Below are 26014 nucleotides of genomic sequence, written 5' to 3' on the forward strand. Positions count from 1 at the left end.
CGGACTGACACCGGGCGCGCGACATCCGCGCCCGGCCTTCTCGCGTGGGTCAATCCGTCGGCGCGGTCGACGCCAGTGCGATCCGCGCCTTCGCCTCCGGGCTTCCCGCCACGTAATACTTCTTCGCCCAGCTCGAATCGGGTGCAAGCGCGAGTCGCGCATGCGCGCCCGTGCCCCCGTCCGTGCCGTGCTGCTTCGCGTTGATCGCCAGTGCCCGCGCGCGGTAGTGCTCGTACAGCCGCAGGAATTCCGCGAGATAGATCGCCGCGATCCGCTGGTCACGGATCTCGAGCAGGTTCTCGTCGTTGTACTGCTCGGAATTGCGGCTCATGTTCGCCGAGCCCGTATAGACGACCGGATTCGCGCCCTCCGCATCGATCACGATGAACTTGTGATGGATCACGACGGGCGGAAAAGCCGGCGCCGGCTCCCCCGGGAACAACCGCAATTCCGGCTCGAAACCCTGCGGCACGGTGGCCGGCGAGAAATACTGGGCATCGATCACGTCGTGGTTGTCGCGGCTGCGGTGATATAGCTCGAGGTTCGCGAGCGTCGCGGCATCGAGCGTCTGGCCGGCCTGCTGCCCGGCATCGGCCTTCGTCGCGCTGCCGACGTTGATCTTGTTCACCAGCCCGAACATCATCAGCCCGCGGTCGCCGGCCGCGAAACACGCGTCGCGCAGCGCCGCGTCGGTCGGCATGAACAGGCAGAACGACACCGAATGCTTCGCGGCCGCGATCGCGGCGACGATCGTGTCGATCTCGGTGCGCTGCCCCGCCGGCTCCGGCGAAAACGCGAGCCGCACCTGCGCGCTGCCGATCGTCATCGGTTCCGACCAGCCCGTCGACAGCTTCGCCGTCTCCGCGATCGACGGATTCCCGGCCAGCGCATGCGCGCGATCGTTGTACAGCGCGGCGAGCGCGGGCGAGTCGAATGCATGCAGCACGTTCGCCTGCTCCGTGAGCCCTTCGGTCGTGAAGTTCGCGGAACCGGTCAGCACGCGTGAGGGCGCCGCATTCGACGACGCATCGGTCACGATGAACTTGTCGTGCATGATGTGCGTCTTGTCGCGCGGCGCGAGCGTCGCGAGGCCTTGCAGCGCGTCGACGGCCGGCTGGTTCGGCGACGGCAGCGGCGGCTTGCCCTTGCGCGCCGTCGTGTGCGCGTCATAGACGATCGCGAGCGACGCTTCGCCGTGCTGGCGCCCGAACGCTTCGAACGCGGGCAGCGCCCACAGCGTGTCGGTCAGGTGATAGACGGCCGACGCCGCGCGCGACGCGGGGTCGAGCATCTCCGCGAACACCTGCTCCATGTCGTTCGCGAGCCACGTGCGCAGCTTCAGCGCCTGCGCGGCGCTCGGCGCCGCATTCGGCGCGAGGCCCAGCGCCGCCACCTGCCTCGCGAAGGCCTGCGAGCTGACCACCGCGCGGTTGAACCACGTGCCGATGCCGTCCTCGATGTGCGCGGGCAGCACCACGTCGCACACGCCGGCTTGCGCGTCGAGCACCTGCAGGTTCGCCGGCGTGCCGACGACCGGATACACGTCGTAGCGGAACGCCGCGCCGCGATCCTGCGGATCGATGCGTGCATCCCACCACATGAATTTCTGGATCGGCGCCTGGTCGGTCGGCGCATCGCCCTGCGTGTGTGCGGCGGGGCCATCGAACGTCAGGCGGTTCGGCAGCCAGCTGTTCGGCGCGCGCGTCTTGCCGTCGGCCGACCAGAAGCCCGGCGTGCGCCGGATCGCGAAGCCGAGGAAATCGGATCGCGACGCCGCATCGGGCCAGTCGAAGGCCAGCAGGACCAGAGTGGGGGAAAGATAGCTGCGCACGCTGACGGTCATTCGTTGCTCCCTGGCCTGGCGGCCGGTCGAGGTGAATGGGTCAGTCTTGACGGCAGTTCTTCCCTGCGGATGACGGTTCGATGAACCTTGTATGTCGGACGCGCGTCAGTCGCACACGAGCAGCTCGATCCCGCGCGCGGTCAGTGCACGGCGCACGGCCTTGTCGGGCGCGCGCTCGGTCACGAGATAGCGGGCCGCCGCCGTGCCGTTGATCCGCACCGGCGTCACGCGGCCGAATTTCGAATGGTCGGCGACGATCATCGCGGTGCCGGCCGCCGCGATCATCCGGCTGCGCACCTCGGCCGCGAGCCGCGAGTAGTCGGTGCATTCGCCGTCGGGCGTGATGCCGCCGGCGCCGACGAACGCGAAATCAACGTGGTACTGCGCAAGCTGCTGGATCGTGTCGAGCCCGAAGGTGGCGTCCTCGTCGTCGGACAGCTCGCCGCCGAGCAGCGTCACGCGGTTGCCGTTGCGCCGCGCGAGCACGAACGCGGTACGCCAGTCGTTCGTGTAGATCGACAGCCGGTGCCGGTCGGCGAGCGCGAGCGCGACCGCATGCGGCGTACTGCCCGAGTCGATCAGCACCGACGCATCATCGGGCACGAACTCGGCCGCGCGCCGCCCGATCGTGCGCTTCGCCTCGGCGTTCGCGGCTTCGCGTTCGGACAGGCTCGGCTCGCGGCGATCCGCGGCCAGCGCGCCGCCGTGCGTCATCACGAGCAGGCCGCGTGCGGCCAGTGCGTTCAGGTCGCGCCGCACGGTCTCGCGCGACACGTCGAGCGAGCGGACGAGTTCCGCGACCGACAATGCGCCCGACCGTCCGAGTTCCGACAGGATGAATTGATGACGTTGTTCCGCCAGCATCGCGTGTGCGCCCGAGGCGACTGGTTATGGGTAAGCCGACCATTGTATTACGGCCGTTTGACCGGCATTTGACTGCGGCGGGAAACCCGCCGGGCCGCGTTTCCCGAAAGCGAAATTCTGTATTGCCTGACGCGCGCGAATCGGCGCGGCGCCGGTTGCTACACTTTGCGCTTCGCCGAACGACCGACCAAGCAAAGGGGCTCGCGCCATGTATCGCAAAGGCAGTGTGATCGAAATCCAGTTTCCGCCCGAACGTCTCAATGACGCGGCCGGCGATCCGTACTGGATCGACCTGACGCTCGACGAGGCCCGCCGGCTCTACGAACAGCTCGCCGCGCGCTTCGCGACCGACGCACGCGCCAACCAGCCGCTCGACACGTTCTCGATCGACTGATCTCCGCGGCGTCACGCTCGCCCGCTCCGCGTCCCGGGGCGCCCGCCTTCTCCCGGCACCGGCGGCCGCCTGCGCGGCACGCGGCTTGAGTGCAGGATTCGACAAGACGCCCGCATCGCTTCCCCCGATACTGGCCGACTTCACGATTCTGTCCGGCCGCGTCGCGGCCCGCCACGCATGCTGACCTCGCTCGTCGCCGCCGCTTTCGTCGCCCTCTGGTCCACCGGCTTCATCGTTGCGCGGGCAATCAAGCCCTACGCCGATCCCAACCTGTTCCTGCTCGCGCGCTTCGCGGGCACCGCCGCGCTGTTCGGCGCGGTCGCGCTCGTCTCGCGCGCGCCGTGGCCGGCCCGGCGCGAATGGCCGCGCCACCTGATCGCGGGCGCGCTGCTGCAGGGCGTCTATCTCGGCGCGAGCTACTGGGCCGTCGCGCAAGGGCTGAACGCCGGCGTCATGGCGCTGCTCGGCGCATTGCAGCCGCTCGCCACCGCCGTGCTCGCCGTCCCGCTGTTCAACGAGCGCCTGCCGGCGCGCGGCTGGCTCGGGATGGCGCTCGGCCTCGCCGGCGTCGCGCTCGTGCTGGCGCCGAAGGTCACGGGCGGCGTCGCGCCGCCGCCGGGCGCCACGCCGGCGTGGCTCGTCGTCGCCGTCTCGGTGCTCGCGGTCGGGTCGATCACCGCCGGCTCGCTGTACCAGAAAGGCAAGCTCGCGCAAAGCGACCTGCGCACGGCGGTGGCCATCCAGAACTTCGGTGCGGCGATCGTCGCGGCCATCTTCGTCGTGCTGCTGCACGAGACGCGCTGGATCGGCGCGCCGGCGCTGTGGGTGTCGCTCGTGTGGGGCGTCGTGTTCCTGTCCGGCGGCGCGGTCACGATGCTGATGTGGATGCTGCGGCGCGGCAACGCCGCACGCGCGACGTCGCTGCTGTTCCTCGCGCCGCCGCTGGCCGCGCTGCAGGGCTACTGGCTGTTCGGCGAAACGCTCGCGGCGATCCAGCTCGCCGGCTTCGCGCTCGCGCTGGTGGGCGTCGTGCTCGCGCGGCGCTGACGCGGCCGACCGTGTGGGAGCACATGCAACCGCGCCCACACCAGCCGCCACGCGCATCGCATACCGGCCGCTCGAACGCCAGTTACGCGGCATCGTCGCACCCGCCCGGCGCACCGTGCACCACGACGACGCGGCCCGTCTCGCCGATGCAACGCGAAATCGCCGGATCGCACGCCCGGCGCGGCGCCGCGCCGCGATTGCGCTTATGATGGGCGCCTTGATTTCGTTCCGGAACTCCTTTCATGACATCCGCCGATTACGCCAGCCGCCAACGCGCGATCATTGCCGAACTGAACGTCGCCCCGCACTTCGACGCCGAGGCCGAAATCGCCCGCCGCGTCGAGTTCCTCGCGCAATACCTGCGTTCAACCGGCCTGCGGACCTACGTGCTCGGCATCAGCGGCGGCGTCGATTCGTCGACGGCCGGCCGGCTCGCCCAGCTGTCGGTCGAAAAGCTGCGCGCCGGCGGCTACGATGCCCGCTTCATCGCGATGCGCTTGCCGAACGGCGTGCAGAACGACGAAGCCGATGCACAGCGCGCGCTCTCGTTCGTCCGTGCGGACGAAGAATTGACCGTCAACGTGAAGCCGGCCGCCGACGCGATGCTCGCCGCGCTGGTCGCGTCCGGCCATGCGTTCGAGACGCCGGCCCAGCAGGACTTCGTGCACGGCAACGTCAAGGCGCGCGAGCGCATGATCGCGCAGTACGCGGTGGCCGGCGCGCGGCGCGGCATCGTGATCGGCACCGATCACGCGGCCGAGTCGCTGATGGGTTTCTTCACGAAGTTCGGTGACGGCGGCGCGGACATCCTGCCGCTCGCGGGGCTGAACAAGCGTCGCGTGCGCGCGGTGGCCCGTGCGCTCGGCGGCGACGAACTGATCGTGATGAAGGTGCCGACGGCCGACCTCGAGGAACTGCGCCCGCTGCGCCCCGACGAGCACGCGTACGGCGTCACCTACGACGAGATCGACGATTTCCTCGAAGGCAAGCCCGTCGCCGACCACGTGTACGAAACCGTGCTGCGCTTCTACGACGCGTCGCGCCACAAGCGCGCGCTGCCGTACACGATGTTCGACTGGCCGGCCGCGTAAGCCGGCCGCCCACGCCAAAAAACAACGCCGCGCGCACCGTCACGGCTGCGCGCGGCGTCCTGCCGACGGGCACCGTTACGCGTGCCCGCCGGTCTTCGTCGCCTGCAGCGCACGAATCCGCAGCCGCGCACCCGTATCGCTGACCGTCGCGTCGTACATCGCCGCGAGATCGCGCTTGAGCGCGGTGCGCGAGCCGCCGTCGAGATACACCATGTGCCCCGACGGATAGAAACGCGCGGACAGGTTCTGCCGCACCTTCTGATCCTCGAGCGGCATCTGCTGCAGGTCGATCACGGTCTGGTAGAACGGCGTGACGAAATCGTAGAGGCCGTTCGCCGACAGCACCTTCAGGTCGACGTTCAACGCCATCACCGCCGCGAGATCGCCGGCCGTGTAGAGGATCACGTTCCCCTGCGCGTCGATGCCCTGCTGCGCGCCGGTCGGGTCGGTGTGATGGAAATCCCAGTTCTGGAACGCCTGGTCGTTCAGGTCGGTGAACGCGGAACTCGACGTGAACTTCAACTGCTCGTTCAGGTAACTGTTCCACATCGCCGTATAGACGCCCGTCACGGCCGTCATCGTCGGATCGTTGCCGCCGGAGTTCGGGTCGATCTTGCCGGCGATGCCCGACGAGATCCCGGTCACGCGGCCGTCGTACGAACCGAGCGCCAGCCCCTGTGCCTGCAGCAACGTCGTCAGGAACAGTGAATTGCCGCGCGCGTTGTAACCCGCAATGTCGAGCCCCCACGTCTGCAGCGTCGCCGTGTCGATGCCCGTGTATTGCGACAGCTTCTTCACGGCGGCGGGGTCGGCATGCGGCACGTTGCGCAATGCGGTCAGATAGTCGGTGCGCGCGAACTGCGCGACTTCCTCGACGAACGCGCCGAGATCGGCGGGCGCCGGCGTGACGCCGAGTTTCTTGTGATACCACGCATCGGCCGCGGCGGTCGGCAGCGCGCCGACCGGGTTGCCGGCCTGCCGGTAGTCGAGGATCGACGACTGCAGCGTGATGCCGTTCAGGTCGACGCCGTCCTCGTGCAGCTTGTACGCGAGCACGCAGCTGCGCGCGGTGCCGTACGATTCGCCGAACAGGTATTTCGGCGAATTCCAGCGGTTGTTCTTCGTCAGGTAGCGCTTGATGAACTGCTTCAGCGAATCCGCATCCTGGTCGACGCCCCAGAAGTTGCGATTCTTGTTCGGCGCAACCGCTGCCGAATAGCCGGTGCCGACCGGGTTGATGAACACCAGGTCGCTGTGGTCGATCATGCTGTCCGGGTTGTCTTCCATCTGGTACGGCGCGGGCGGCGTGAAGCCCGGCATCGACGTCTTGATGCGCTTCGGCGCGAACGAGCCCAGCAGCACGAACACCGACGACGAGCCCGGCCCGCCGTTATAGAAGAACGTCACGGGCCGCGTTTCTTCCTTCGCGCCGTCGGCCGTGAACGCGACGTAGAAGAGCTTCGCGGCCGGCTGCGAACTGCTCGGGTCGACCGTCACGAGGTGGCCGGCCGTCGCCGTGTACGCGATGCGCTTCCCGTCGATCAGGATCGTGTGATGCGTGATCGCGGCTGCCTCGGTCGTGTCGGTCACCGAGTCGTCGGGACCATTGCCGTACGCGACCGGATCGAAGAACGGCTGGTCGCGACCGTGGCTCAGCGCGACCGGGTTGATGGTCGGCGGCACGCCATGCGAGTTGTGGTCGCCGTGATGCAGCGGATACACGCCGCCGGAAGATGCGGAATCGATGCCCATCGTGCTGCTCCTGGAGGTGAGAAAAAGGCGCGGACAGGAAGCCCGCGCCATACGGAAAGACGTGTAACGCGGCCGTCAGCTCGACGGCTTGCGCGTCAGGATCGCGGCGAGTTGCGCGCCGTTCGGGCTGCCGAGGCCCGTACACGCATCCCAGCCCTGCGCGGCCGCGTACGTACCGTTCGATCCCTGCGTGATGTCGCGCAGCGCACCCGGATTCTTGTAAAGCACCGGATTGATCCAGCCGGCAGTCGCACCGCCCGCCGCCGCACTCGCCGCCGCACTCGCCGCCGCATTGATCCGCGCAATCAACGCGGCCCACAGCGGCGCGACCGCGCTCGTGCCGCCCATCACCGTGGCCGTGCCCGCGATCGACACTTCGTAGCCCGTCTGCGGCGACGCGTCGCCGGCCACATCCGGCACGCCGCGTTTCGCGAGCGGCGTGCTGCTGCCGTCGGCGCGCGTGAGCTTCAGCCCCTGCTGCCACGCCGGCAGGTCGAACAGCGTGCTGACGCCACCCCCGCCCGCGCCGCCGGCCGCCTCGTCGTTCCACGTGACCTCGCTGCGGATGCCCTGCCCGGGCAGCGCGTCGAGTTGCGTGCCGCCGCAGCCGAGCACGTACGGGCTCGATGCGGGGAAGTCGACATGATCGGCGCCGTCCTGCAGCCCGTCGCCCGAACCGCTGTCGCCCGATGCCGCGCACACCGTGATGCCCTGCGCGGCGGCCGCCTGCAGCACGCGGTTGAACGCCTGCGCGGACTGCGCCTGCCAGATCGCTTCCGGGCCGCCCCAACTGATCGAGATCACCGACGGCTTGTTGGTCGTGTCGTTGACGGCCGCGTTGACGGCCTGGATGAAGCCCGCGTCGCTGTTCGGCGCGAAGTAGACGGCGATCTTCGCGGCCGGCGCGATCGCGCCGGCGATCTCGATGTCGAGCGCGACTTCGCCGTCCGGGCCGCTCGGGTCGCCGGTCGGCGTGTTGCGGCCGGTGCCGACGTTCACGTCGACGAGCGTCGGCGGCGTCGTGATGCCGAGCCCGCGGAAATACTGCTGGATGTCGGCCGCGCGGTAGCCGCCGCCGAGCTCGATGATCGCGATGCATTGCCCGGCGCCGTCGCCGGCCGGGAAGCCGTACAGCGAGGCCAGCTGGATCGGGGTGAACGTGACGCCCGCCGCGCCGCCGCGCGCGGGCTTGAACGGCGGTCGCAGCCGGAAGTGCGGCCGCGCCTGCGGACGGCTGTCGAGGCCGAGCACGGCCGTGACGGCATCGCCAAGATCGTCGGGCAGCGCGATCGGGCCGGAGCGGCCGCGATACTGGCCGATCGACCGATGCTCGAAGCGCTCGAGCTTGACGCTGAACGCGGCTTCGAACTGCTGGATCGTGCCGGACAGCACGACGACGCTTTCAACGGGATCGACACGATCGACCGTCAGCTGATGACGATGCGCGAAGTCCTCGGCCTTGCGAATATCGTCGGGATTGGCGGAAAAGCGTTGCGCGAAGGTGGCGCGCGACACCGGTTTCGCTTGCGCGTCGCCGGTGGCGAGCTGATGAAGCAGCGTATCGAGTTGCCCTTCTTCCTGCCGCCGCAACATGATCGTGACGTGGATGCGTTCTGCCGGATCGCACGGGCCGAGGCACTTGGACTCGGCGACGATTCGGGGTTCACGGTCGGCGTGAAGATGCCTTGCCATGTTCAGACCCTCCTTGGTACCGCGTTGCACGGAACAGCCAGGAAATCGGACAGGGCCGGCGGGAGACGGTTCCGTTCGGTCGGTCGGGTTCGCGCAGCGCGAAGTAACAGGGAGTTTAGAACAGTCAGACGATTTGCGCGCACGCCCTTCTGCGACGGGGCGCACGCGCGGGCCGGCGTTGCACACGGCCCTCATCCGGTGCGGCGACGCGCCGCGCGACCTGCGCCGGCGAGACGCCGCATCGGCACTCAGTCCATCGACAGACGCAGCGCGAAGCCGATCAGTGCAGCAGAAAACGTCCAGCGCTGCACGGTCTGCGCGAGCGGATGCGCGCGCATCCACGCGGCGATCCGCGACGCGCCGAACACGCACGCGAGGTCGAAGCACACGCCGGCCGCCACCAGCAGTGCGCCCAGCTCGAACATCTGCAACACGACCGGCCCGGTCTCGGGACGCACGAACTGCGGCAGCAGCACCGAGCAGAACAGCAGCGCCTTCGGGTTCAGCAGGTTGGTGAGCAGGCCCTTCACGAACGACTGGCGCAGCTCGCCCGCCGAGGCCGCCGCATCGCCGTCGCCGAGCGCGAACACGGGCGAGCGGAACACCTGGATCGCGACATAGGCGAGATAGAGCGCGCCGCCGTAGCGGATCACTTCGTACAGCCACGGCGCGCTGCGAATCAGCGCGGCGACGCCGCAGGCGGACAGCGTCACGTGCGCGGTGCGCGCGAGCGACAGGCCGGCCGCCGCCGCCATCCCCGGCCGCACGCCGCGGCCGATGCTGGTCTGCAGCACCAGCGCCATGTCCGGCCCCGGCACCGCGTAAATGGCCGCCAGCGCGGCGAGATAAATCAACAGCAAATGCGTGGAAATCATGGTCTGCCCCTGTCCTCTTACGACGATATGTTGCCGCCAGAGGGCGAGGGATTATTGGCCATCTTTGGTTCAGGATTGGCGATCCGTAGGGGAATCCGCCACAATCATGCAACCCATAAAAGGATTCCGCCAACATGACCGAACTCGACAAAACCGACCGCGCCATCCTTGCCGCGGTGCAGCGCGACGGCCGCCTGCCGATCGCGCGCCTCGCCGATTCCGTGGGTCTTTCCGAGACGCCCTGCGCGCGGCGCCTGAAGCGCCTCGAAAACGACGGCTATATCGAGCGCTACCGCGCGCAGTTGTCACGCCAGGCGCTCGGTTTCGGCGTCGTCGCATTCGTGCTCGTGCGGTTCGCGACGCACGATCGCAAGACCGCCGACCGCTTCGAGCGGGAAGTCCTTGGCATCGAGCGGATCCTGGCGTGCCACAACGTGGCGGGCACGGCCGACTATCTGCTGCAGGTCGTGGCGCGTGACCTCGACGACTACGGCACGTTCCTGCGCGAATCGCTGCGGATGCTGCCGGGCGTGACGTCGATCGAATCGGCACTGTCGCTGCGCGAGGTCAAGCACGACGCGGGGCTGCCGGTACCGTGATGCCGGCGGGTGGCCGCCACGCACAAGCCGATCCCGTCCGCCCGGTCCGTCACGTCGACGCCGATCGATGTGGGCCGCGTCGGGCTGCACCGCCGCAACACTCGTTCACATTGTTGAGGCCGGCAGCCTATGCGATGTCGGGCGGCTGGTGCGCGCGTTCGAGATCCTCGAGAAACGCTTCCACGAGCGGATTGCCGCGCCCGTTGCGCGCGACGACCATGTGGAACGTCACGTCGTAGCGCAGTTGCTCCGGATTGAGCGGCGTGAGCAGCCCCTGCGCGACGTACGGCGCCGCGAAGTGCTGCGGCAGGTAGCCGAGGTGGTGGCCGGACAGGATCAGCAGCGCGACGGCCTCCATGTTGTCGGCGGTCGCGGTCACGCGGTCGGGCGTCGTCGACATCTGCGCTTCGGGCAGCGGATACGAGCGCCACGCCCATTCGAAGCCCGCGACGTCGGCCGGCGTCAGCGCGCCGGCGCCGTCGAACAGCGGATGGCCGCGCCCGCAGTACGCGACCTGGCGCTCGATGAACAGCGGCGTGTAGTGCAGCGACGGCACCCGGTGCCAGAAGTAGCCGACCGCGATCTGGATCTCGTCGCTCAGCAGCTTCTCCTCGAGATCGCCCGGCGCGCGCACGGAAATCGAGAAACGCACGGCCTCGTCGCGGGTGCGGAACGCGGCGATCGCCTCGGCGATCCGCGCGTTCTGGCTCACCGGCGTATGGCCGATCAAGCCGATATGCAGCGTGCCGACCAGCTGGCGGTCCATGTGCCGCGCGGCCATCCCGAATTCGTCGAGCGCGGCGAGCAGCTTGCGGCTCATCGCATGAAACCGCTCGCCCTTCGGCGTGAGCCGGAAACCGCTGCGGCCGCGCTCGCAGAGCCGGTAGCCGAGCCGCGTCTCGAGCGACGAAAGCTGCGCGCTGATCGTCGACTGCCCGACGTTCAGCACCGCCTGCGCGGCCGAGACGCCGCCCGCGTCCGTGACCGCGAGAAACACGCGGATCAACCGCAGATCGAGGGTCGACAGATTCCCCAGCACGTTCATCCCCTTCCATACATCGATGAAAATCGATGTTTACGTCGATATCTTCGCATTCTTCTTTGCGGGCCGAGCGCGTAAAACTGTGCGTCAAGCCGCGTCGCATGATACGGCAACCCCACATCGGAAGAGACAGCCCCATGAACGACCACACCCATTTCCAGCCGCTCGGCGGCAATGAAATGCCGCGCTGCGGCGGCATCGCGACGATGATGCGCCTGCCGCACGTGGCGAGCGCCGAAGGCCTCGACGCCTGTTTCGTCGGCGTGCCGTTCGATCTCGGCACCTCCAACCGCACCGGCGCGCGCTTCGGCCCGCGCCAGATCCGTACCGAATCCGTGCTGCTGCGCCCGTACAACATGGCCACGCGCGCCGCACCGTTCGATTCGCTGCAGATCGCCGACATCGGCGACGTCGCGATCAATCCGTACAACCTGCACGATTCCATCGCGCGCATCGAAGCGGCGTACGACGCGATCCTCGAGCACGACTGCAAGCCGATCACGCTCGGCGGCGACCATACGATCGCGCTGCCGATCCTGCGCGCGATCCACCGCAAGCACGGCAAGGTTGCATTGATCCACGTCGATGCACACGCCGACGTAAACGACACGATGATGGGCGAAAAGATCGCGCACGGCACGCCGTTCCGCCGCGCGGTCGAGGAAGGCCTGCTGCACGGCGACAAGGTCACGCAGATCGGCCTGCGCGGCACCGGCTACGCCGCCGAGGATTTCGACTGGTGCCGCGAGCAGGGCTTCCGCGTCGTGCAGGCCGAGGAATGCTGGAACAAGTCGCTCGCGCCGCTGATGGAAGAAGTGCGCGCGCGCGTCGGCGACACGCCCGTCTACATCAGCTTCGACATCGACGGCATCGACCCGGCCTACGCGCCGGGCACCGGCACGCCGGAAATCGCGGGCCTCACGGTGCCGCAGGCGCTCGAGATCATCCGCGGCGCGAAGGGGCTGAACATCGTCGGCTGCGATCTCGTCGAAGTCGCGCCGCCGTACGACCCGTTCGGCACCACGGCGCTGCTCGGCGCGAACCTCGCGTACGAGCTGCTGTGCGTGCTGCCGGGCGTCGCGTACCGCGACTGATCCCCGCGCCGCCACCTATTCCAAATCAGAGGATTCAGAGGAGCACACATAAAGATGGGGACTTCCGTCAAGCAACCCAAGCGGGCGGCGCTCGCGTCGTTCGTCGGCACCACGATCGAGTGGTACGACTTCTATAGCTACGCGACCGCCGCCGCCATCGTGTTCGGGCCGCTGTTCTTTCCCGGCGAAAACCGCTTCATCAGCCTGCTCGCGTCGTTCGGCTCGTTCGCGGTCGGCTTCTTCGCGCGCCCGCTCGGCGGCGTGATGTTCGGCTACCTCGGCGACCGCTTCGGCCGCAAGCGCTCGCTGCTCGCGACGCTGATGCTGATGGCCGTGTCGACGGTTGCGATCGGCCTGCTGCCGACCCATGCGCAAGCCGGGGTGATCGCCCCGATCCTGCTCGTGCTGATGCGCGTGCTGCAAGGCATCGCGGTCGGCGGCGAATGGGGCGGCGCGGTGCTGCTCGCCGGCGAGCATGCGCCGGAAGGCAAGCGCACGTTCTTCGCGTCGTTCGCGCAGCTCGGCAGCGCGAGCGGCCTGATCCTGTCGATGCTCGCGTTCGGCGCGATCAGCACGCTGTCGAAGGAAGACATGATGAGCTGGGGCTGGCGCGTGCCGTTCCTGGCAAGCTCCGTACTGCTGATCGTCGGCTTCGTGATCCGCGCGAGCGTGTCGGAGTCTCCCGAGTTCGAGGAAGTCAAGAAGAGCGGCAACATCGCGCAAAAACCGCTGCGCGAGGCGCTCAAGTACTGGCCGCTGCTGCTGCTCGCGATCGGTGCGAACGTGTACGGCATCGCCGGCGTGTATTTCAGCAACATCTTCATGATCAGCTATGCGACGCAATTCCTGTCGCTCGACCGGTCGATGGTGCTGCATTGCATGACGATTGTCGCCGTGCTGCAGTTCGTCGTGCAGCTCGCGGCCGCGTTCCTCGCGCAGCGCTTCGGCACCACGCGCGTGCTGCTGATCACCGGCGCATGGGCCGCGATCGTCCCGTTCGTCATGCTGCCGCTCGTGCACCTGGGCACGCCGCTGTCGATCACGGTCGGCGTCGGCCTCGCGACGCTCGCGGAATCCGGCTACTACTCGGTGGTCGCGGGCTTCGTCAGCGGCATCTTCGTCGCACGCATCCGCTACACGGCGATCTCGATCGCGTACCAGGTGTGCGGCGCGCTCGCCGGCGGCCTCACGCCGCTCGTCGCGACCATCATCGCGCAGAACACCGCGCCGCAATGGTGGCCGCTTGCGCTCCAGTACACGAGCGCCGCGATCCTGTCGTCGCTGTGCGTGTGGCTGATCTCGCGCCGCGTGAGCATCGACGATGCGGGCGCGGCGAACCGGAAGGAAACGCCGCTGCCGCGCGGCGCACGCACCGCGTAATCGCTCGCAACGGGCAGGCCCCTCGCCTGCCCGTTTTTCGTTGCACGCCCCGGCGGTGCGTCGCACCGCCTCCCGGTTCCACGCTATTCATCGCTTGCCACGCGGACGTCGCGGCAGGCGGGCGCACGCGGTCGCCCCGCCGAACCGCGCACGACCCAGGAGACAAGTCGTCATGACCCGCCCCGACACCCTCGATCTCGGTCGCACCGAATCGGCCCGCCTTGCGATCGAGCACCACTCGATCGACTACATTCCCGAACACGAGCGCCACGCGAAGCTCGCCAGCCAGGGCCCGTTCTGGTTCCTCGGCAATTTCCATTTCTTCACGATCTCGATCGGCTTCGTCGGTCCCGGCATGGGCCTGTCCGCCGGCTGGACGACGCTTGCAGGCGCGCTCGGGATCATGTTCGGCACGATCTTCATGGCGTTTCACGGCTCGCAGGGGCCCGAGATGGGGCTGCCGCAGATGATCCAGTCGCGCGCGCAGTTCGGCTATCGCGGCGTGATCGTCGCGCTGCTCGCGACGTTGTTCGTGTTCGTCGGCTTCAACGTCGTCAACGTGTCGTTGATGGTCGACGGCGTGCACAACGTATTCGGCATCGATGGCGGCTTCGTCGCCGTCGCCGCCGTGACGACGGGCGCGCTGCTCGCCATTTACGGTCATGACCTGATGCATCGGACTTTCACGTGGGCGCTGATCGCGACACTGCCGCTCTATGCGCTCGTGACACTCACGCTCGCGTTCGGCCATGTGACGCCGGCACCCACCACCGTTGCGCCGGTTGCCGCGCCAGGCTTCAACTGGATCGCGTTCGCCACGCAATTCGCGATCGCCGCGAGCTACAACATTTCGTATGCCCCGTATGTGTCGGACTATTCGCGCTATCTGCCGAAAAACACGCGCCGCGCGAAGCTGATCGCCGTGATCTTCGCCGGCGCGTCGCTGTCGGGCACCTGGATGATCGGCCTCGGCGCGTGGCTCGCGCAGAAGCTGCATGCGGCCGATGCGCTGGTCGCGATGAACGACGTCGGCACGTCACTCGTGCCGGGCCTCGGCAAGCTGATCGCGATCGTCTCGCTGGTCGGCTTCCTGCCGATCATCGCGCTCAACGCGTACAGCGCGATGCTGACCGTACTGACCGCCGCCGATTCGATCGTGCCGATCCGGCCGACGCGTCGCGCGCGCGTCGCATCGATCATCGCGATCAGCACGTTCGTGCTGGCCTGCGTATTCGCGATCCGCGGCAACGGCATCGCGCTGCTGCAGACGTTCCTCACGCTGATGCTCTACTTCCTCGTGCCGTGGACCGCCGTGAATCTCGTCGACTATTTCTTCGTGCGCCGCGGTCACTATGCGATCGCGCACTTCTTCATGCCGAACGGGCTCTACGGCGCGTGGCAACCGCGCGGCATCGTCGCCTACCTCGTCGGCTTCGCGGCGATGGTGCCGTTCTTCTATATCTTCGACGCCGAAGCAAACCGCGAGATTTTCGTCGGGCCGTTCGCTCGCATGCTCGGCGGCGTGGATATCGCGTGGCTCGTCGGTCTGGTCGTCGCGGGTGCGGCGTACTGGCTGCTGTCGCGGTCGCTCGACCTCGCACGCGAACGCCGGATCATTGCCGAGACGCCATCACCCGAGACGCTCGCGGGCCCCCTCGAACACGAACGCGCATGATCCCGCACTGCCCGTGACACCGGGCCCGCCCGTCACGGCATGAATCACGCCGCCGGCCGCCCCGCCCGACCATCGAGCGCGGCGGCCGGCACGCAACCTGCGCGCGTTATTGCACCGCGTTGCGCAGCGTCTTCGCGGCGGCGACCATGTTCGTCAGCGCCGGAATCACCTCCGCCCACTGGCGCGTCTTCAGGCCGCAGTCCGGGTTCACCCACAGGCGTTCCGCCGGAATCCGCTCGGCCGCCTTCTTCATCAGGCCGACGATGTGCTCCTGCGTCGGGATGTTCGGCGAATGAATGTCGTACACGCCCGGCCCGATTTCGTTCGGATACTTGAAGGTGTCGAACGCGTCGAGCAGCTCCATGTCCGAGCGCGACGTCTCGATCGTGATCACGTCCGCATCCATGTCGGCGATCGACGCGATGATGTCGTTGAACTCCGAATAGCACATGTGCGTGTGGATCTGCGTATCGTCCCGCACGCCGTTCGCGGTGATGCGGAACGATTCGACCGCCCACTTCAGGTACTCGCCCCACTGCGCGCGGCGCAGCGGCAGCCCTTCGCGCAGCGCGGCCTCGTCGATCTGGATCACGCGCACGCCGGCCTTCTCGAGATCGAGCACTTCTTCACGGATCGCCAGTGCGAGCTGGTAGCACGACACCGAGCGCGGCTGGTCGTCACGGACGAACGACCAGTTCAGGATCGTCACGGGGCCGGTCAGCATGCCCTTCATCGGCTTGTTCGTCAGCGACTGCGCGTACGTGATCCATTCGACCGTCATCGCCTTCGGGCGGCTGATGTCGCCGAACAGGATCGGCGGCTTCACGCAGCGCGAACCGTACGACTGCACCCAGCCGAACCGGCTGAACGCGTAGCCGTCGAGCTGCTCGCCGAAGTACTCGACCATGTCGTTGCGCTCGGCTTCGCCGTGCACGAGCACGTCGAGTTCGAGCGATTCCTGTTCGCGCACGCTGCGTTCGATCTCGGCCTGCATCGCCGCGCGGTAACCGGCTTCATCCAGCGCGCCGGCCTTGAACTGGCTGCGGGCCTGACGGATTTCGCCGGTCTGCGGGAACGAGCCGATCGTCGTCGTCGGGAACGCCGGCAGGTTCAGGCGTGCCGACTGCTTCGGCGCGCGCTGCGGATAGGGGCTCACGCGGTTGCCGAGCTGCGCGTCGATCCGGGCGATTGCAGCCTTCACCGCCGGGTTGTTCACGCGCGGCGACTGGCGGCGCGAATGAATCGCGGCGGCGTTCGCGGCCAGCGCCTCGGCCACCTTGTCGCGGCCTTCGTTCAGTGCGGTCGCGAGGACCTTCAGCTCGTCGAGCTTCTGCAGCGCGAACGCGAGCCATGAACGGATTTCCGCATCGAGCTTCTCCTCGCTCGCGAGATCGACCGGCACGTGCAGCAGCGAGCACGACGGTGCGAGCCACAGGCGATCGCCCAGTTGCTTCGCGAGCGGCTCGAGCCAGTCGAGCGTCGCGTTCAGGTCGGTCTTCCAGATGTTGCGGCCGTTGATCGCGCCCACCGACAACACACGCCCGGCCGGCAGGTCACGCGCCAGCGCGTCGACTTCGTCACGTGCGTTGATCGCATCGACATGCAGGCCGTCGACCGACAGCGAGCTCGCGAGCGCCAGATTGCCCTGCAGTTGGCCGAAGTACGTCGCGAGCAGCACCTTGATGCGACGCGTTTCGAGCGCGGCGTATGCGGTCCTGAACGCTTGTTGCCACTCGGCGTCGAGTTCGGTGACGAGGATCGGCTCGTCGATCTGCACCCATTCGACGCCCTGCGCGGTCAGCGTGTCGAGCAGCGCGCCGTACACCGGCAGCAGCTTCGGCAGCAGTGCGAGGCGGTCGGAATCGTCCTTCGCCTTGCCGAGCCACAGATACGTGACGGGGCCGAGGATCACCGGCTTCGCGGCCACGCCCTGCGCCTGCGCTTCCGCCAGTTGCTGGAGCAGGCGCGACGGGTCGAGCGAGAAGTTCGTGTCCGCGTGGAATTCCGGCACGATGTAGTGGTAGTTCGTGTCGAACCACTTCGTCATTTCACCGGCCGCGACCCCGCCGCAGCACGCGGCATGCGCTTGTGCCGACTGCGCCGAACGGCCGCGCGCGACACGGAAATAGTTGTCGAGCACGTCGCCGTGGAAACCCTGCACGCGCTTCGGCAGGTTGCCGAGCGTGAAGCTCATGTCCAGCACCTGATCGTAGAACGCGAAGTCGCCGATCGGCGCCAGGTCCAGGGCGCGCTGGTCGTTCCAGTGACGCTGGCGCAGCTCGGCGCCAAGCGCCTTCAGCTCGTCGCGCGACGATTCGCCTTTCCAGTAGCGTTCGAGACCGAACTTGAGTTCGCGCTTCGCGCCGATGCGCGGAAAACCGAGGTTGTGTGTCGTGACCATGGGCTGCCGTCCAGAAGAGAAATTGAATGTCCGGGAGCCATGATAGGGATTTCAAATCATGAAATAAAATGGCATTATTTCATTCATCCATTAAAACTACTCATGTATTTGTCGCGCGAGCGATATCCATGCTGGAACGATTCCATCTCGTCGTCATTCGTGAGGTCGAGCGCCAGGGCTCGCTGACCGCGGCCGCCCATGTGCTGCACCTCACGCAATCGGCGCTCAGCCACACCGTCCGGAAAATCGAGCAGCAGCTCGGCACGCCGATCTGGGATCGGGAGGGTCGCGGCCTGCGGCTCACGCAGGGCGGGCAGTATCTGCTGAAGCTGGCGCACCGGCTGCTGCCGCAGTTCGAGCTCGCCGAGGAGCGGATGAAGCAGTACGCGAAGGGCGAGCGCGGCACGCTGCGTATCGGGATGGAGTGCCACCCGTGCTACCAGTGGCTGCTGAAGGTCGTGTCGCCCTACCTGTCGCGCTGGCCCGACGTCGACGTGGACGTGAAGCAGCGCTTCCAGTTCGGCGGCATCGGCGCGCTGTTCGGCTATGACATCGACGTGCTCGTGACGCCCGATCCGCTGAACAAGCCGGGCCTGCGCTTCGACCCTGTGTTCGATTACGAGCAGGTGCTGGTGGTCGCCGATTCACACCGGTTCGCGAACGCCGACTATGTGACGCCCGAGCAGCTGACCGACGAGATCCTGATCACCTACCCGGTCGAAACCGACCGGCTCGACATCTACAACCAGTTCCTGACGCCGGCCGGCATCGTGCCGAGGCGACACAAGTCGATCGAGACGACCGACATCATGCTGCAGATGGTGGCGAGCGGGCGCGGCGTGGCCGCGCTGCCGAGATGGCTTGCCGACGAATACGCGGACCGGATGCCGGTCGTGCCGGTCAAGCTGGGCAAGAAGGGGATCGCGAAGCAGATCTTCCTCGGCATTCGCGAAGCAGATGCATCGATCGACTATCTGGCCGCGTTCGTCGCGCTGGCGCGCGAATCGACGTGGAGCGCGCCGCGCATGCTGCGCTAGGCGCGCCCGAGAGGAATGTGTCAGGCGGCGCGCATGCCGATGCGTTCGCCGCGCTCGACCCATGCGCCGAACAGCAGGCCGATCGTCGTCCACATGATCACCTGCATGCCGATGGCCGCCACGCGGAACTTCCACAGCAACGCCGCCGGGAAATCGGCCGGCAACTCGCTGACCGACGGCAGCCCGATCTGCACGGCCGCGATGATCGCAACGAACACGAGCCCGGCGACGATCGACGCGTTCCACTGCCCGAGCTTCGCCAGCAGATGGCGGCGCACGCTGACCGAGAACACCATCGTCGCGACCGAGATCGCGATCATCAGGAAGAACAACCCCGTGCGATAGCCGATCGTGTCGGGGTCGCCAACCGACGGCGGATTGGCCGGGTACTTGAGGTTCGGCACGATCACGAGCGCGACGAACGACGCCAGCGCAAGCCACGCAGCCAGCGGCCGTGCCGGGAGACGGCTGCCTCGGCCATACGCATACGCAAAGACGAGCGAGAACAGCCCGCCGAATGCCGCGCCGTAGGTCACGACGCCCGTCAGCAGACCGAGGCCGGCTTGCGTGTGGCGGCTGACCAGTTCGGGTTCCGGTGCTTCGCCTCGGGCGGCTTCGGTTTTTTCCTCGAAGGAGATTGCCTGATCGACTTGCGGTTCGCCGACGATTTTGGCGAAACCGAACGTGAGGAGGCCTGCGGCGATGCCTGCGAGCATCCCGCGCATGAGCAGCTTTCCGACCATCGTGAACTCCGCGTCAGTGGCAGGGGAAGCCGAGCAGATGGCGGCCGTCGTGGACGAACTCGTGGACATACATGCCCGGCACCAGCGACGTCGCGCCTTGTTCCGCACCGACGAAATACAGTGCGAGCAACAGGATCAGGCCGACGAACACGGCCCACGGCAACAGTTCACGGACGGGGATGGGTGCCGGCACGACCGCCGGCTTCAGCACTGCTTCGCTCATGGATGCACCTCAGGGGAATCGCGCCCCGACAAATGTTGGATGGGTACGAAGGCAGGTCTGGCTTCCGGGATCATGGATCACCGGTTACAGTGGCGCGACCGCGCCGGGATTGCACCGGCTTCCGCGTTTCGTATCGGGCGAATTGTACGCGCGAACGTTCGCGTATTGAAGCGGCGACGGGTGATCGAACTCACTCGTCCCGGATCATCCGAAACACGACATGAACACGCCTGCCTCGCTGCGCCTGATCGCACACGCCTCGACCCGGGCGATGCGCACCGGGACATTTCCCGACGACGATCCGCTCGACGCGCACGGGCTCGCCGACGCCGCGGCGCTGCACGACCGATGGGCACGCGTGACCGGCGCGCTCGTGCTGTGCAGCCCGGCCCGCTGTGCGGTGCAGACCGCCGATGCGCTCGGCCTGCATGCCGACATCGATGACGCGCTGCGCGACATCGACTACGGAAACTGGCGCGGCAAGCGGCTGCACGACCTCGCGCGCGACCTGCCTGCCGAATTGGGCGCGTGGATCGGCGATCCCTCCGCGTCGCCGCACGGCGGCGAATCGTTCGATGCAGCGATGCGCCGCGTCGGCACATGGTTGAACGCGCTGCAACACGGCCGCGACATCGTCGCCATCACGCATGCACCGATCGTTCGCGCGGCCGTCGCGCATGCGCTGCGGATGGATCCCGACGCGGCAATCCGCATCGACGTCGCACCGCTGTCGTGCACGACATTCGCTGCGTCGCCGCACGGATGGACGTTGATCGCCGACGACGATCGGCGCGACACTGCGACCTGGCCGCCCGCCGTGTCGCGTTCGTGATATCGACCACGACACGAGCCGACGTATCGCGTCGTATCGCAATTGCCTGGCGATGTTCACCTTACGTCGCTGTAAGACACCCCGTTCGTTGTCCCTGCTGTCATCAAACTGACTGCTAGCCGAAGCTAGGATCGGTCGCGGTTCCCTTACGAGATACCGTCATGAATCAACCTGCTTCGTCTGCCCCGAGCAATTCGGGTTCCGTCGAGCGCACCAAGCAGCTCGGCTATGCCGTCTTCCTGCTGGTGCTCGCGATCGGCGCGATCTATATCGCCACGCACCTGATCGACGATCTGTCGCCGATGCGCGAAGGATCACTGTTCCCGTACCTGATGCTCGGCGCCGCGCTGCTGATCGCGCTCGGCTTCGAATTCGTCAACGGTTTCCACGACACCGCGAACGCGGTGGCCACCGTGATCTATACGCACTCGCTGACACCGAACGTCGCGGTGATCTGGTCCGGCCTATGGAACTTCCTCGGCGTGATGATCTCGAGCGGCGCCGTCGCGTTCGGCATCCTGCAACTGCTGCCGGTCGAGTTGATCCTGCAGGTCGGCAGCGGCGCAGGCTTCGCGATGGTGTTCGCGCTGCTCATCGCCGCGATCGTATGGAATCTCGCGACCTGGTATTTCGGGTTGCCGTCGTCGAGCTCGCATACGCTGATCGGGTCGATCATCGGCGTCGGGCTGATGAACCAGCTGATGCACGGGCCGTCCGGCACGAGCGGCGTCGACTGGGGCCAGGCGCTTGGCGTCGGCAAGTCGCTGCTGCTCTCGCCGCTCGTCGGCTTCCTGTGCGCGGCGCTGCTGCTGCTCGTGCTGAAAACCCTCGTGCGGATTCCGGAGCTGTACAAGGAGCCGCCGAAGGACCAGCCGCCGCCGTTCTGGATTCGTTGCCTGCTGATCCTGACCTGCACGGGCGTGTCGTTCGCGCACGGCTCGAACGACGGCCAGAAAGGGATGGGGCTCATCATGCTGATCCTGATCGGCACGGTGCCGACCGCCTATGCGCTGAACAAGGCCGTCACGCCGGCCGAGACACAGACCTTCGTGGCGGTCGCGAACCAGGCAGCCGCGACGTTCGGGAAGTACACGAACGGCGTTGCAGCGTCCGCGAACCCGCGTGCCGACGTCGAGCTTTACGTCCAGCATCGCGAACTGACGCCAGCCGTGATCCCCGCCGTACAGCAGTTGTCCACGTCGCTCGCGACCGCCGTCGGTGCATCGGGCTCGATGGCGGCCGTGCCGCAACGTGACGTCGACAACGTGCGCAACACGATGTATCTGGTATCCGAAGCCATCCGCCTGATCGAGAAGTCCGGCCGTCCCGCGTTTGCCGCCGACGACAAGCTCGCGATCGACAACTATCGCAAGCAGCTCGACCACGCGACCAAGTTCATTCCGACGTGGGTGAAGGTGGCGGTCGCGATCGCACTGGGCCTCGGCACGATGGTGGGCTGGAAGCGGATCGTCGTGACCGTCGGCGAGAAAATCGGCAAGCAGCATCTGACGTACGGACAGGGCGCATCGGCCGAACTCGTCGCGATGCTCACGATCGGCGCGGCCGACGTGTACGGATTGCCGGTGTCGACGACGCATGTGTTGTCGTCGGGCGTCGCGGGCACGATGGCGGCGAACGGATCGGGCTTGCAGTGGGGCACGGTGCGCAGCCTCGTGCTGGCGTGGGTGCTGACGCTGCCGGCGTCGATCGTGCTTGCCGGCGGGCTCTATTGGCTGTTCCGGTCGGTGGCGTAAGCGGTGATGCAGCGGGTAGCCGGGAGGAGCCGGCTACCTGCTGGGAAGATTCGACCCTCGTCCCTCGCCGTCCCGTCTCTCCGTCTCTCCAATTCGACTCGTCGAGGCATTCGGTGCGCCCATGCCGTCGCGAATGCTCACCCTCTTCCTTTCCCGAATTGAAGCGCAAGATCTGGAGCGCGCCGGCGCATGGACATCCGTAGACTGGGCTCATCAACATTTATCGTGGACTCAACCGTGCGGACGACGTGCCCGAAGCATTCCGCACGACTGCATGGCGCCACATTGCTGACGAACCGAGGAATGCCCGTGAACATTGCCGACCTGCAACCTGCCGTCGAATCACTGGAAATTGCGCAACGCGTCGACGCGATCGACTGGATGACTGTCGATGCCGATCTCGATCGCTACGGATGCGCGCGCGTGCCGGGCCTGCTCTCGGCCAGCGAATGTACGACGCTCGCGTCACTCTATCCACACGATGCACTCTATCGCTCGCGCGTCGTGATGGCGCGGCACGGGTTCGGCCGCGGCGAATACAAGTATTTCGCGTATCCGCTCCCCGCGGTCATCGCCGAGCTGCGTGCGACGCTCTACCCGCATCTCGCGCCAATCGCGAATCGCTGGAACAAGGCACTCGGGATCGACGTCCGCTATCCGGCAGACCACGCGGCCTTCCTCGATCGCTGCCACGCAGCAGGACAGACGCGACCGACGCCGCTGATCCTGCAATACGGCGCCGACGACTACAACTGCCTCCATCAGGACCTGTATGGCGAGCACGTCTTTCCGCTCCAGGTCGCGATCCTGCTATCGGCGCCCGGCCGCGATTTCACAGGTGGGGAGTTCGTGCTGACGGAACAGCGACCACGCATGCAATCGCGCGCGGAAGTGGTGCCGCTGACACAAGGCGACGCCGTCATCTTCGCCGTGCACGGCAGGCCGGTGCAGGGAACGCGCGGCGTCTATCGCGTCAACCTGCGCCACGGCGTCAGCCGGATTCGAAGCGGCCACCGCCACACGGTCGGCATCATCTTCCATGACGCGCAGTGACGGCGAGCGGAATACGCACGATGCTCGCAAGCCATCCGTCACGCAGACGGATTTGTGCGGGAAATGCCGCGCATCCGACGTGCCAATCGCTCGTTACCAATCCGGATTCTTTGCAAAGGACATCAGCGCGCGACCAGTTCACCCATCCAATCCGGCAGATGATCGCTTTCGATTCGCGCCAGACCGTCGCGACTCGTCGGATCGACGTTTCAAGTGAGCGACAGGAAGCAGAAGCACTCACCTGTCGCAGCACAAGGTCGATGGGAACCCGACCTACCCGCGCGCCACATTCGCCCGCAATCGATCACCCGCGTCGGAGGCGAGCCGTGCGTATCCCGGCAACGTCAGCAATGCGAGCACGCCCGCTGCGACGAACGCCCAGCGAAAGTCGTCGAGTACGTAGTGCATGCCGGCCGCATCGCCCCGCACCAACGCCGCGAGTCGAAGCGACAACGCACCGAACGCGATGCCCATCCCGATCGTCATCTGCTGAGCAGCACTCCACAACGTGCTGGCCGCGCTTGTCTGCTGGGCCGGGATATCCGCATAGGCCAGCGTCGCGAGCGTCGTGAACTGCATCGACCGCGTCAGTCCGTAGACGAATACGACGAACAGCGTAATCGCCAATGGTGTCGATGCAGTCAGCCAGCCGCATGCGATCGTGAAGAGGCCGACTATCGTCACGTCGACGAGTGCGACGCGCCGGAAGCCGTAGCGGTCGAGAATCCACGACGTTCCCGCCTTCATCCCGAGATTGCCGAGCGCACTCGCGAGCAGCAGCAGGCCGGACTGGAACGGCGACAGCCCGAAACCGATCTGGAACAGCAGCGGCAGCAGGTACGGCACCGCATTGATGGCCATCCTCGTGATCGACCCGGTAATCACGGTCACCGAGAACGTCGGCACGTTCAATGTCGTGAAGTCGAGCAGCGGATGCGCGCAACGTTGCGCATGCCACCAGGCGGCGATGCCGAACAGCACGCTCGCGCCCACCAGGACGGCTGCGCGCGTAAAGTGGACGTCCTGCTGGCCGGCCGCTTCGGTGCCGATCAGCAGACAGGTCAGCGCGCCCCCGGCGAGCACGAAGCCGCCCCAGTCGAGCGGTCGTTGCTCGTCGGCCCGCGTGTTCCGGACGATCAGCCAGGTGCAGACCAGTGCGGCAATGCCGAACGGGACGTTCAGCAGGAAGATCCACCGCCATGATGCATAGGTCGTGATGAAGCCGCCGATCGGCGGCCCGACGACAGGCGCGACGATGCCTGGCCACGTGATCGTCGCGATCGCGCGCATCAGCTTCGCCTTCTCGGTGCTGCGAACGACGATCATGCGCCCGACCGGCACCATCATCGCCCCGCCGACGCCTTGCAGCAGGCGCGCAGCGGTGAATGTCACGACACCCTCGGACAACCCGCACAGCACCGACGCACCGGTAAAGACGACGATTGCACTGGCGAACACCGTGCGCGAGCCATAGCGGTCCGCGATCCATCCGCTGATCGGGATGAACACTGCCAGCGCCAGCATATAGGCGGTCATCCCGAGGCTCAGCGCGTTCGGCCCGACATCGAACGAGCGCGCCATTTGCGGTAGCGCGGTCGCGATCACGGTCGTGTCGAGGTACTCCATGAAGAACGTTGCGGCGACGAGATACGGCAAGAAGTCGGTCGTCCGACCACCTTGGGCAGGGCTATCAGTCATGAACGGTGCTGGAGACGGGATACGGCGGACCCCGACCGCCGGCGGTTGCGTGGAAGCACCGGGAATCGGGACGAATGGTGATATTACCCCGAAGGGCTTGCACCCCGCTCTGCAGGGCATGTCGCCCGAATGGACTTTATGCGCATAGATTTTTATGACGATTTGGCGCTGAGTTTGTTGTGTGCCGGCGATCACGTCGATACACCGCGTCGAAGGACCGGTAGATGGTGCAAGATGCCTTTTGCCCGAACACATCAATTGCCAGCCATTTTCGACAAACGTCGCCCATCGTCAGCCATCATCGCGCCATTCGTCGATAAATCGACGTCTGATGGGGACTAATTGCAGGCCGATGGATGTATGGTACAGAGAGAGCGTCGCGAGAACATTGGAGGCCTGGGTCGACACATTCGCCCCCCGGTTTCCGCCAGATTGACGTGTGGCGCCGGGAAACGTGCCTGGAGGTAGGGGTGACGCGGAGCTGTATCCAGCCTGCTGTCCATCCCGTCCCCCGAAGCATTTCCTCCGCCCAAATGCAAAAACCCCCGCCTTTCGGGCGGGGGTTTCTGGCTTAGGGAGCCTGACGATTACCTACTTTCACACGGGAATCCGCACTATCATCGGCGTAGAGTCGTTTCACGGTCCTGTTCGGGATGGGAAGGGGTGGGACCGACTCGCTATGGTCATCAGGCAAAGAGGGTTGTTGTGCTGGCTTCGCAGCACAACCAATCCGGGAAGAAGCAGTAATCTTGAGTTGTGTGTATCACACACGAGAATCAACCAGTCCGACGCGCTGTTTTCAGCGCGAGACAGACTTGTTATAGGATCAAGCCTTACGGGCAATTAGTATCAGTTAGCTGAACGCATTACTGCGCTTACACACCTGACCTATCAACGTCCTGGTCTCGAACGACCCTTCAAGGGG

At 66.6% G+C, this 26014-nt stretch carries 21 protein-coding genes, 2 rRNA genes and 1 riboswitch; of the genes, 11 read left to right on the plus strand and 12 right to left on the minus strand.

Annotation, left to right across the window (positions count from 1 at the left end):
* Positions 1 to 49: 49 nt before the first annotated feature.
* Positions 50 to 1843: a phospholipase D-like domain-containing protein gene (locus CFB39_RS30165; RefSeq protein WP_089475572.1), complete on the minus strand. Its 1794-nt coding sequence runs from the start codon at positions 1841 to 1843 to the stop codon at positions 50 to 52.
* A gap of 105 nt (positions 1844 to 1948) precedes the next feature.
* A complete protein-coding gene (locus CFB39_RS30170; RefSeq protein WP_039339705.1) occupies positions 1949 to 2707 on the minus strand; it encodes a DeoR/GlpR family DNA-binding transcription regulator in 759 nt (252 codons plus the stop codon).
* A gap of 208 nt (positions 2708 to 2915) precedes the next feature.
* Here CFB39_RS30170 and CFB39_RS30175 point away from each other — a divergent pair, with 208 nt between their 5' ends.
* The 3 genes from CFB39_RS30175 (at position 2916) to nadE (ending at position 5239) form a co-directional block, all read left to right on the plus strand.
* A complete protein-coding gene (locus CFB39_RS30175) occupies positions 2916 to 3101 on the plus strand; it encodes a hypothetical protein (protein ID WP_006480515.1) in 186 nt (61 codons plus the stop codon).
* A 177-nt stretch (positions 3102 to 3278) separates the two neighbouring features.
* Entirely contained in the window at positions 3279 to 4148 is an 870-nt protein-coding gene (locus CFB39_RS30180) for a DMT family transporter (protein ID WP_089475573.1), read from the plus strand.
* A 242-nt stretch (positions 4149 to 4390) separates the two neighbouring features.
* The gene (gene nadE / locus CFB39_RS30185) at positions 4391 to 5239 is read left to right on the plus strand and encodes an ammonia-dependent NAD(+) synthetase (protein WP_089475574.1); all 849 of its coding nucleotides are present in this window, start codon (positions 4391 to 4393) and stop codon (positions 5237 to 5239) included.
* 75 nt (positions 5240 to 5314) lie between these two features.
* Here the strand turns inward: nadE and CFB39_RS30190 are convergent, their stop codons facing one another.
* The 3 genes from CFB39_RS30190 to CFB39_RS30200 all read right to left on the minus strand — a co-directional run bounded on the left by CFB39_RS30190 (position 5315) and on the right by CFB39_RS30200 (position 9558).
* Positions 5315 to 6991 (minus strand): S10 family peptidase, encoded by a 1677-nt coding sequence (locus CFB39_RS30190; RefSeq protein WP_089475575.1) that lies wholly within the window; start codon positions 6989 to 6991, stop codon positions 5315 to 5317.
* A gap of 75 nt (positions 6992 to 7066) precedes the next feature.
* Complete coding sequence (locus CFB39_RS30195) at positions 7067 to 8683, minus strand: protease pro-enzyme activation domain-containing protein (protein WP_089475576.1); 1617 nt, start codon at positions 8681 to 8683, stop codon at positions 7067 to 7069.
* Positions 8684 to 8931: 248 nt separating this feature from the next.
* Positions 8932 to 9558 carry a LysE family translocator gene (locus CFB39_RS30200; protein ID WP_089475577.1) on the minus strand — a complete coding sequence of 209 codons (627 nt, stop codon included), beginning with the start codon at positions 9556 to 9558 and terminating at the stop codon, positions 8932 to 8934.
* Positions 9559 to 9692: 134 nt separating this feature from the next.
* Here CFB39_RS30200 and CFB39_RS30205 point away from each other — a divergent pair, with 134 nt between their 5' ends.
* A complete protein-coding gene (locus CFB39_RS30205; RefSeq protein WP_046549763.1) occupies positions 9693 to 10157 on the plus strand; it encodes an Lrp/AsnC family transcriptional regulator in 465 nt (154 codons plus the stop codon).
* Positions 10158 to 10284: 127 nt separating this feature from the next.
* Here CFB39_RS30205 and CFB39_RS30210 read toward each other — a convergent pair whose 3' ends face one another.
* Positions 10285 to 11196, minus strand: a complete 912-nt coding sequence (locus CFB39_RS30210) for a LysR family transcriptional regulator (protein WP_043181461.1) — start codon at positions 11194 to 11196, stop codon at positions 10285 to 10287.
* 140 nt (positions 11197 to 11336) lie between these two features.
* Here CFB39_RS30210 and speB point away from each other — a divergent pair, with 140 nt between their 5' ends.
* From speB to CFB39_RS30225, 3 genes are all read left to right on the plus strand, one after another.
* Positions 11337 to 12293: an agmatinase gene (gene speB / locus CFB39_RS30215; RefSeq protein WP_011353980.1), complete on the plus strand. Its 957-nt coding sequence runs from the start codon at positions 11337 to 11339 to the stop codon at positions 12291 to 12293.
* A gap of 54 nt (positions 12294 to 12347) precedes the next feature.
* Complete coding sequence (locus CFB39_RS30220) at positions 12348 to 13673, plus strand: MFS transporter (protein ID WP_089475578.1); 1326 nt, start codon at positions 12348 to 12350, stop codon at positions 13671 to 13673.
* Positions 13674 to 13845: 172 nt separating this feature from the next.
* Entirely contained in the window at positions 13846 to 15348 is a 1503-nt protein-coding gene (locus CFB39_RS30225; protein WP_089475579.1) for a cytosine permease, read from the plus strand.
* Positions 15349 to 15454: 106 nt separating this feature from the next.
* Here CFB39_RS30225 and metE read toward each other — a convergent pair whose 3' ends face one another.
* Entirely contained in the window at positions 15455 to 17749 is a 2295-nt protein-coding gene (gene metE / locus CFB39_RS30230; protein ID WP_089475580.1) for a 5-methyltetrahydropteroyltriglutamate--homocysteine S-methyltransferase, read from the minus strand.
* A 128-nt stretch (positions 17750 to 17877) separates the two neighbouring features.
* Between metE and CFB39_RS30235 the strand changes: the two genes are divergently transcribed.
* Complete coding sequence (locus CFB39_RS30235) at positions 17878 to 18786, plus strand: LysR family transcriptional regulator (RefSeq protein WP_089475581.1); 909 nt, start codon at positions 17878 to 17880, stop codon at positions 18784 to 18786.
* Between the two features lie 20 nt (positions 18787 to 18806).
* On the opposite strand, the gene CFB39_RS30240 is transcribed toward CFB39_RS30235, so the two are convergent.
* Positions 18807 to 19529, minus strand: a complete 723-nt coding sequence (locus CFB39_RS30240; RefSeq protein ID WP_089433229.1) for a CbtA family protein — start codon at positions 19527 to 19529, stop codon at positions 18807 to 18809.
* 13 nt (positions 19530 to 19542) lie between these two features.
* Positions 19543 to 19752 carry a CbtB-domain containing protein gene (locus CFB39_RS30245; protein WP_006488502.1) on the minus strand — a complete coding sequence of 70 codons (210 nt, stop codon included), beginning with the start codon at positions 19750 to 19752 and terminating at the stop codon, positions 19543 to 19545.
* A 32-nt stretch (positions 19753 to 19784) separates the two neighbouring features.
* Positions 19785 to 19927, minus strand: a riboswitch (cobalamin riboswitch).
* 45 nt (positions 19928 to 19972) lie between these two features.
* Between CFB39_RS30245 and CFB39_RS30250 the strand changes: the two genes are divergently transcribed.
* The 3 genes from CFB39_RS30250 (at position 19973) to CFB39_RS30260 (ending at position 23391) form a co-directional block, all read left to right on the plus strand.
* Positions 19973 to 20584, plus strand: coding sequence for a histidine phosphatase family protein (locus tag CFB39_RS30250; RefSeq protein WP_089475582.1), 612 nt, complete (start codon positions 19973 to 19975; stop codon positions 20582 to 20584).
* 161 nt (positions 20585 to 20745) lie between these two features.
* Positions 20746 to 22338: an inorganic phosphate transporter gene (locus CFB39_RS30255; RefSeq protein WP_089475583.1), complete on the plus strand. Its 1593-nt coding sequence runs from the start codon at positions 20746 to 20748 to the stop codon at positions 22336 to 22338.
* 309 nt (positions 22339 to 22647) lie between these two features.
* The gene (locus tag CFB39_RS30260) at positions 22648 to 23391 is read left to right on the plus strand and encodes a 2OG-Fe(II) oxygenase (protein WP_089475710.1); all 744 of its coding nucleotides are present in this window, start codon (positions 22648 to 22650) and stop codon (positions 23389 to 23391) included.
* Between the two features lie 273 nt (positions 23392 to 23664).
* On the opposite strand, the gene CFB39_RS30265 is transcribed toward CFB39_RS30260, so the two are convergent.
* The 3 genes from CFB39_RS30265 to CFB39_RS30275 form a co-directional block, all read right to left on the minus strand.
* The gene (locus CFB39_RS30265) at positions 23665 to 25089 is read right to left on the minus strand and encodes an MFS transporter (protein ID WP_089433232.1); all 1425 of its coding nucleotides are present in this window, start codon (positions 25087 to 25089) and stop codon (positions 23665 to 23667) included.
* Positions 25090 to 25667: 578 nt separating this feature from the next.
* Positions 25668 to 25780 (minus strand): 5S ribosomal RNA (gene rrf / locus CFB39_RS30270).
* A gap of 131 nt (positions 25781 to 25911) precedes the next feature.
* Positions 25912 to 26014, minus strand: a 23S ribosomal RNA gene (locus tag CFB39_RS30275); the annotation flags it as partial.

It is taken from the genome of Burkholderia sp. AU6039, assembly GCF_002223365.1.
Classification (GTDB): domain Bacteria; phylum Pseudomonadota; class Gammaproteobacteria; order Burkholderiales; family Burkholderiaceae; genus Burkholderia.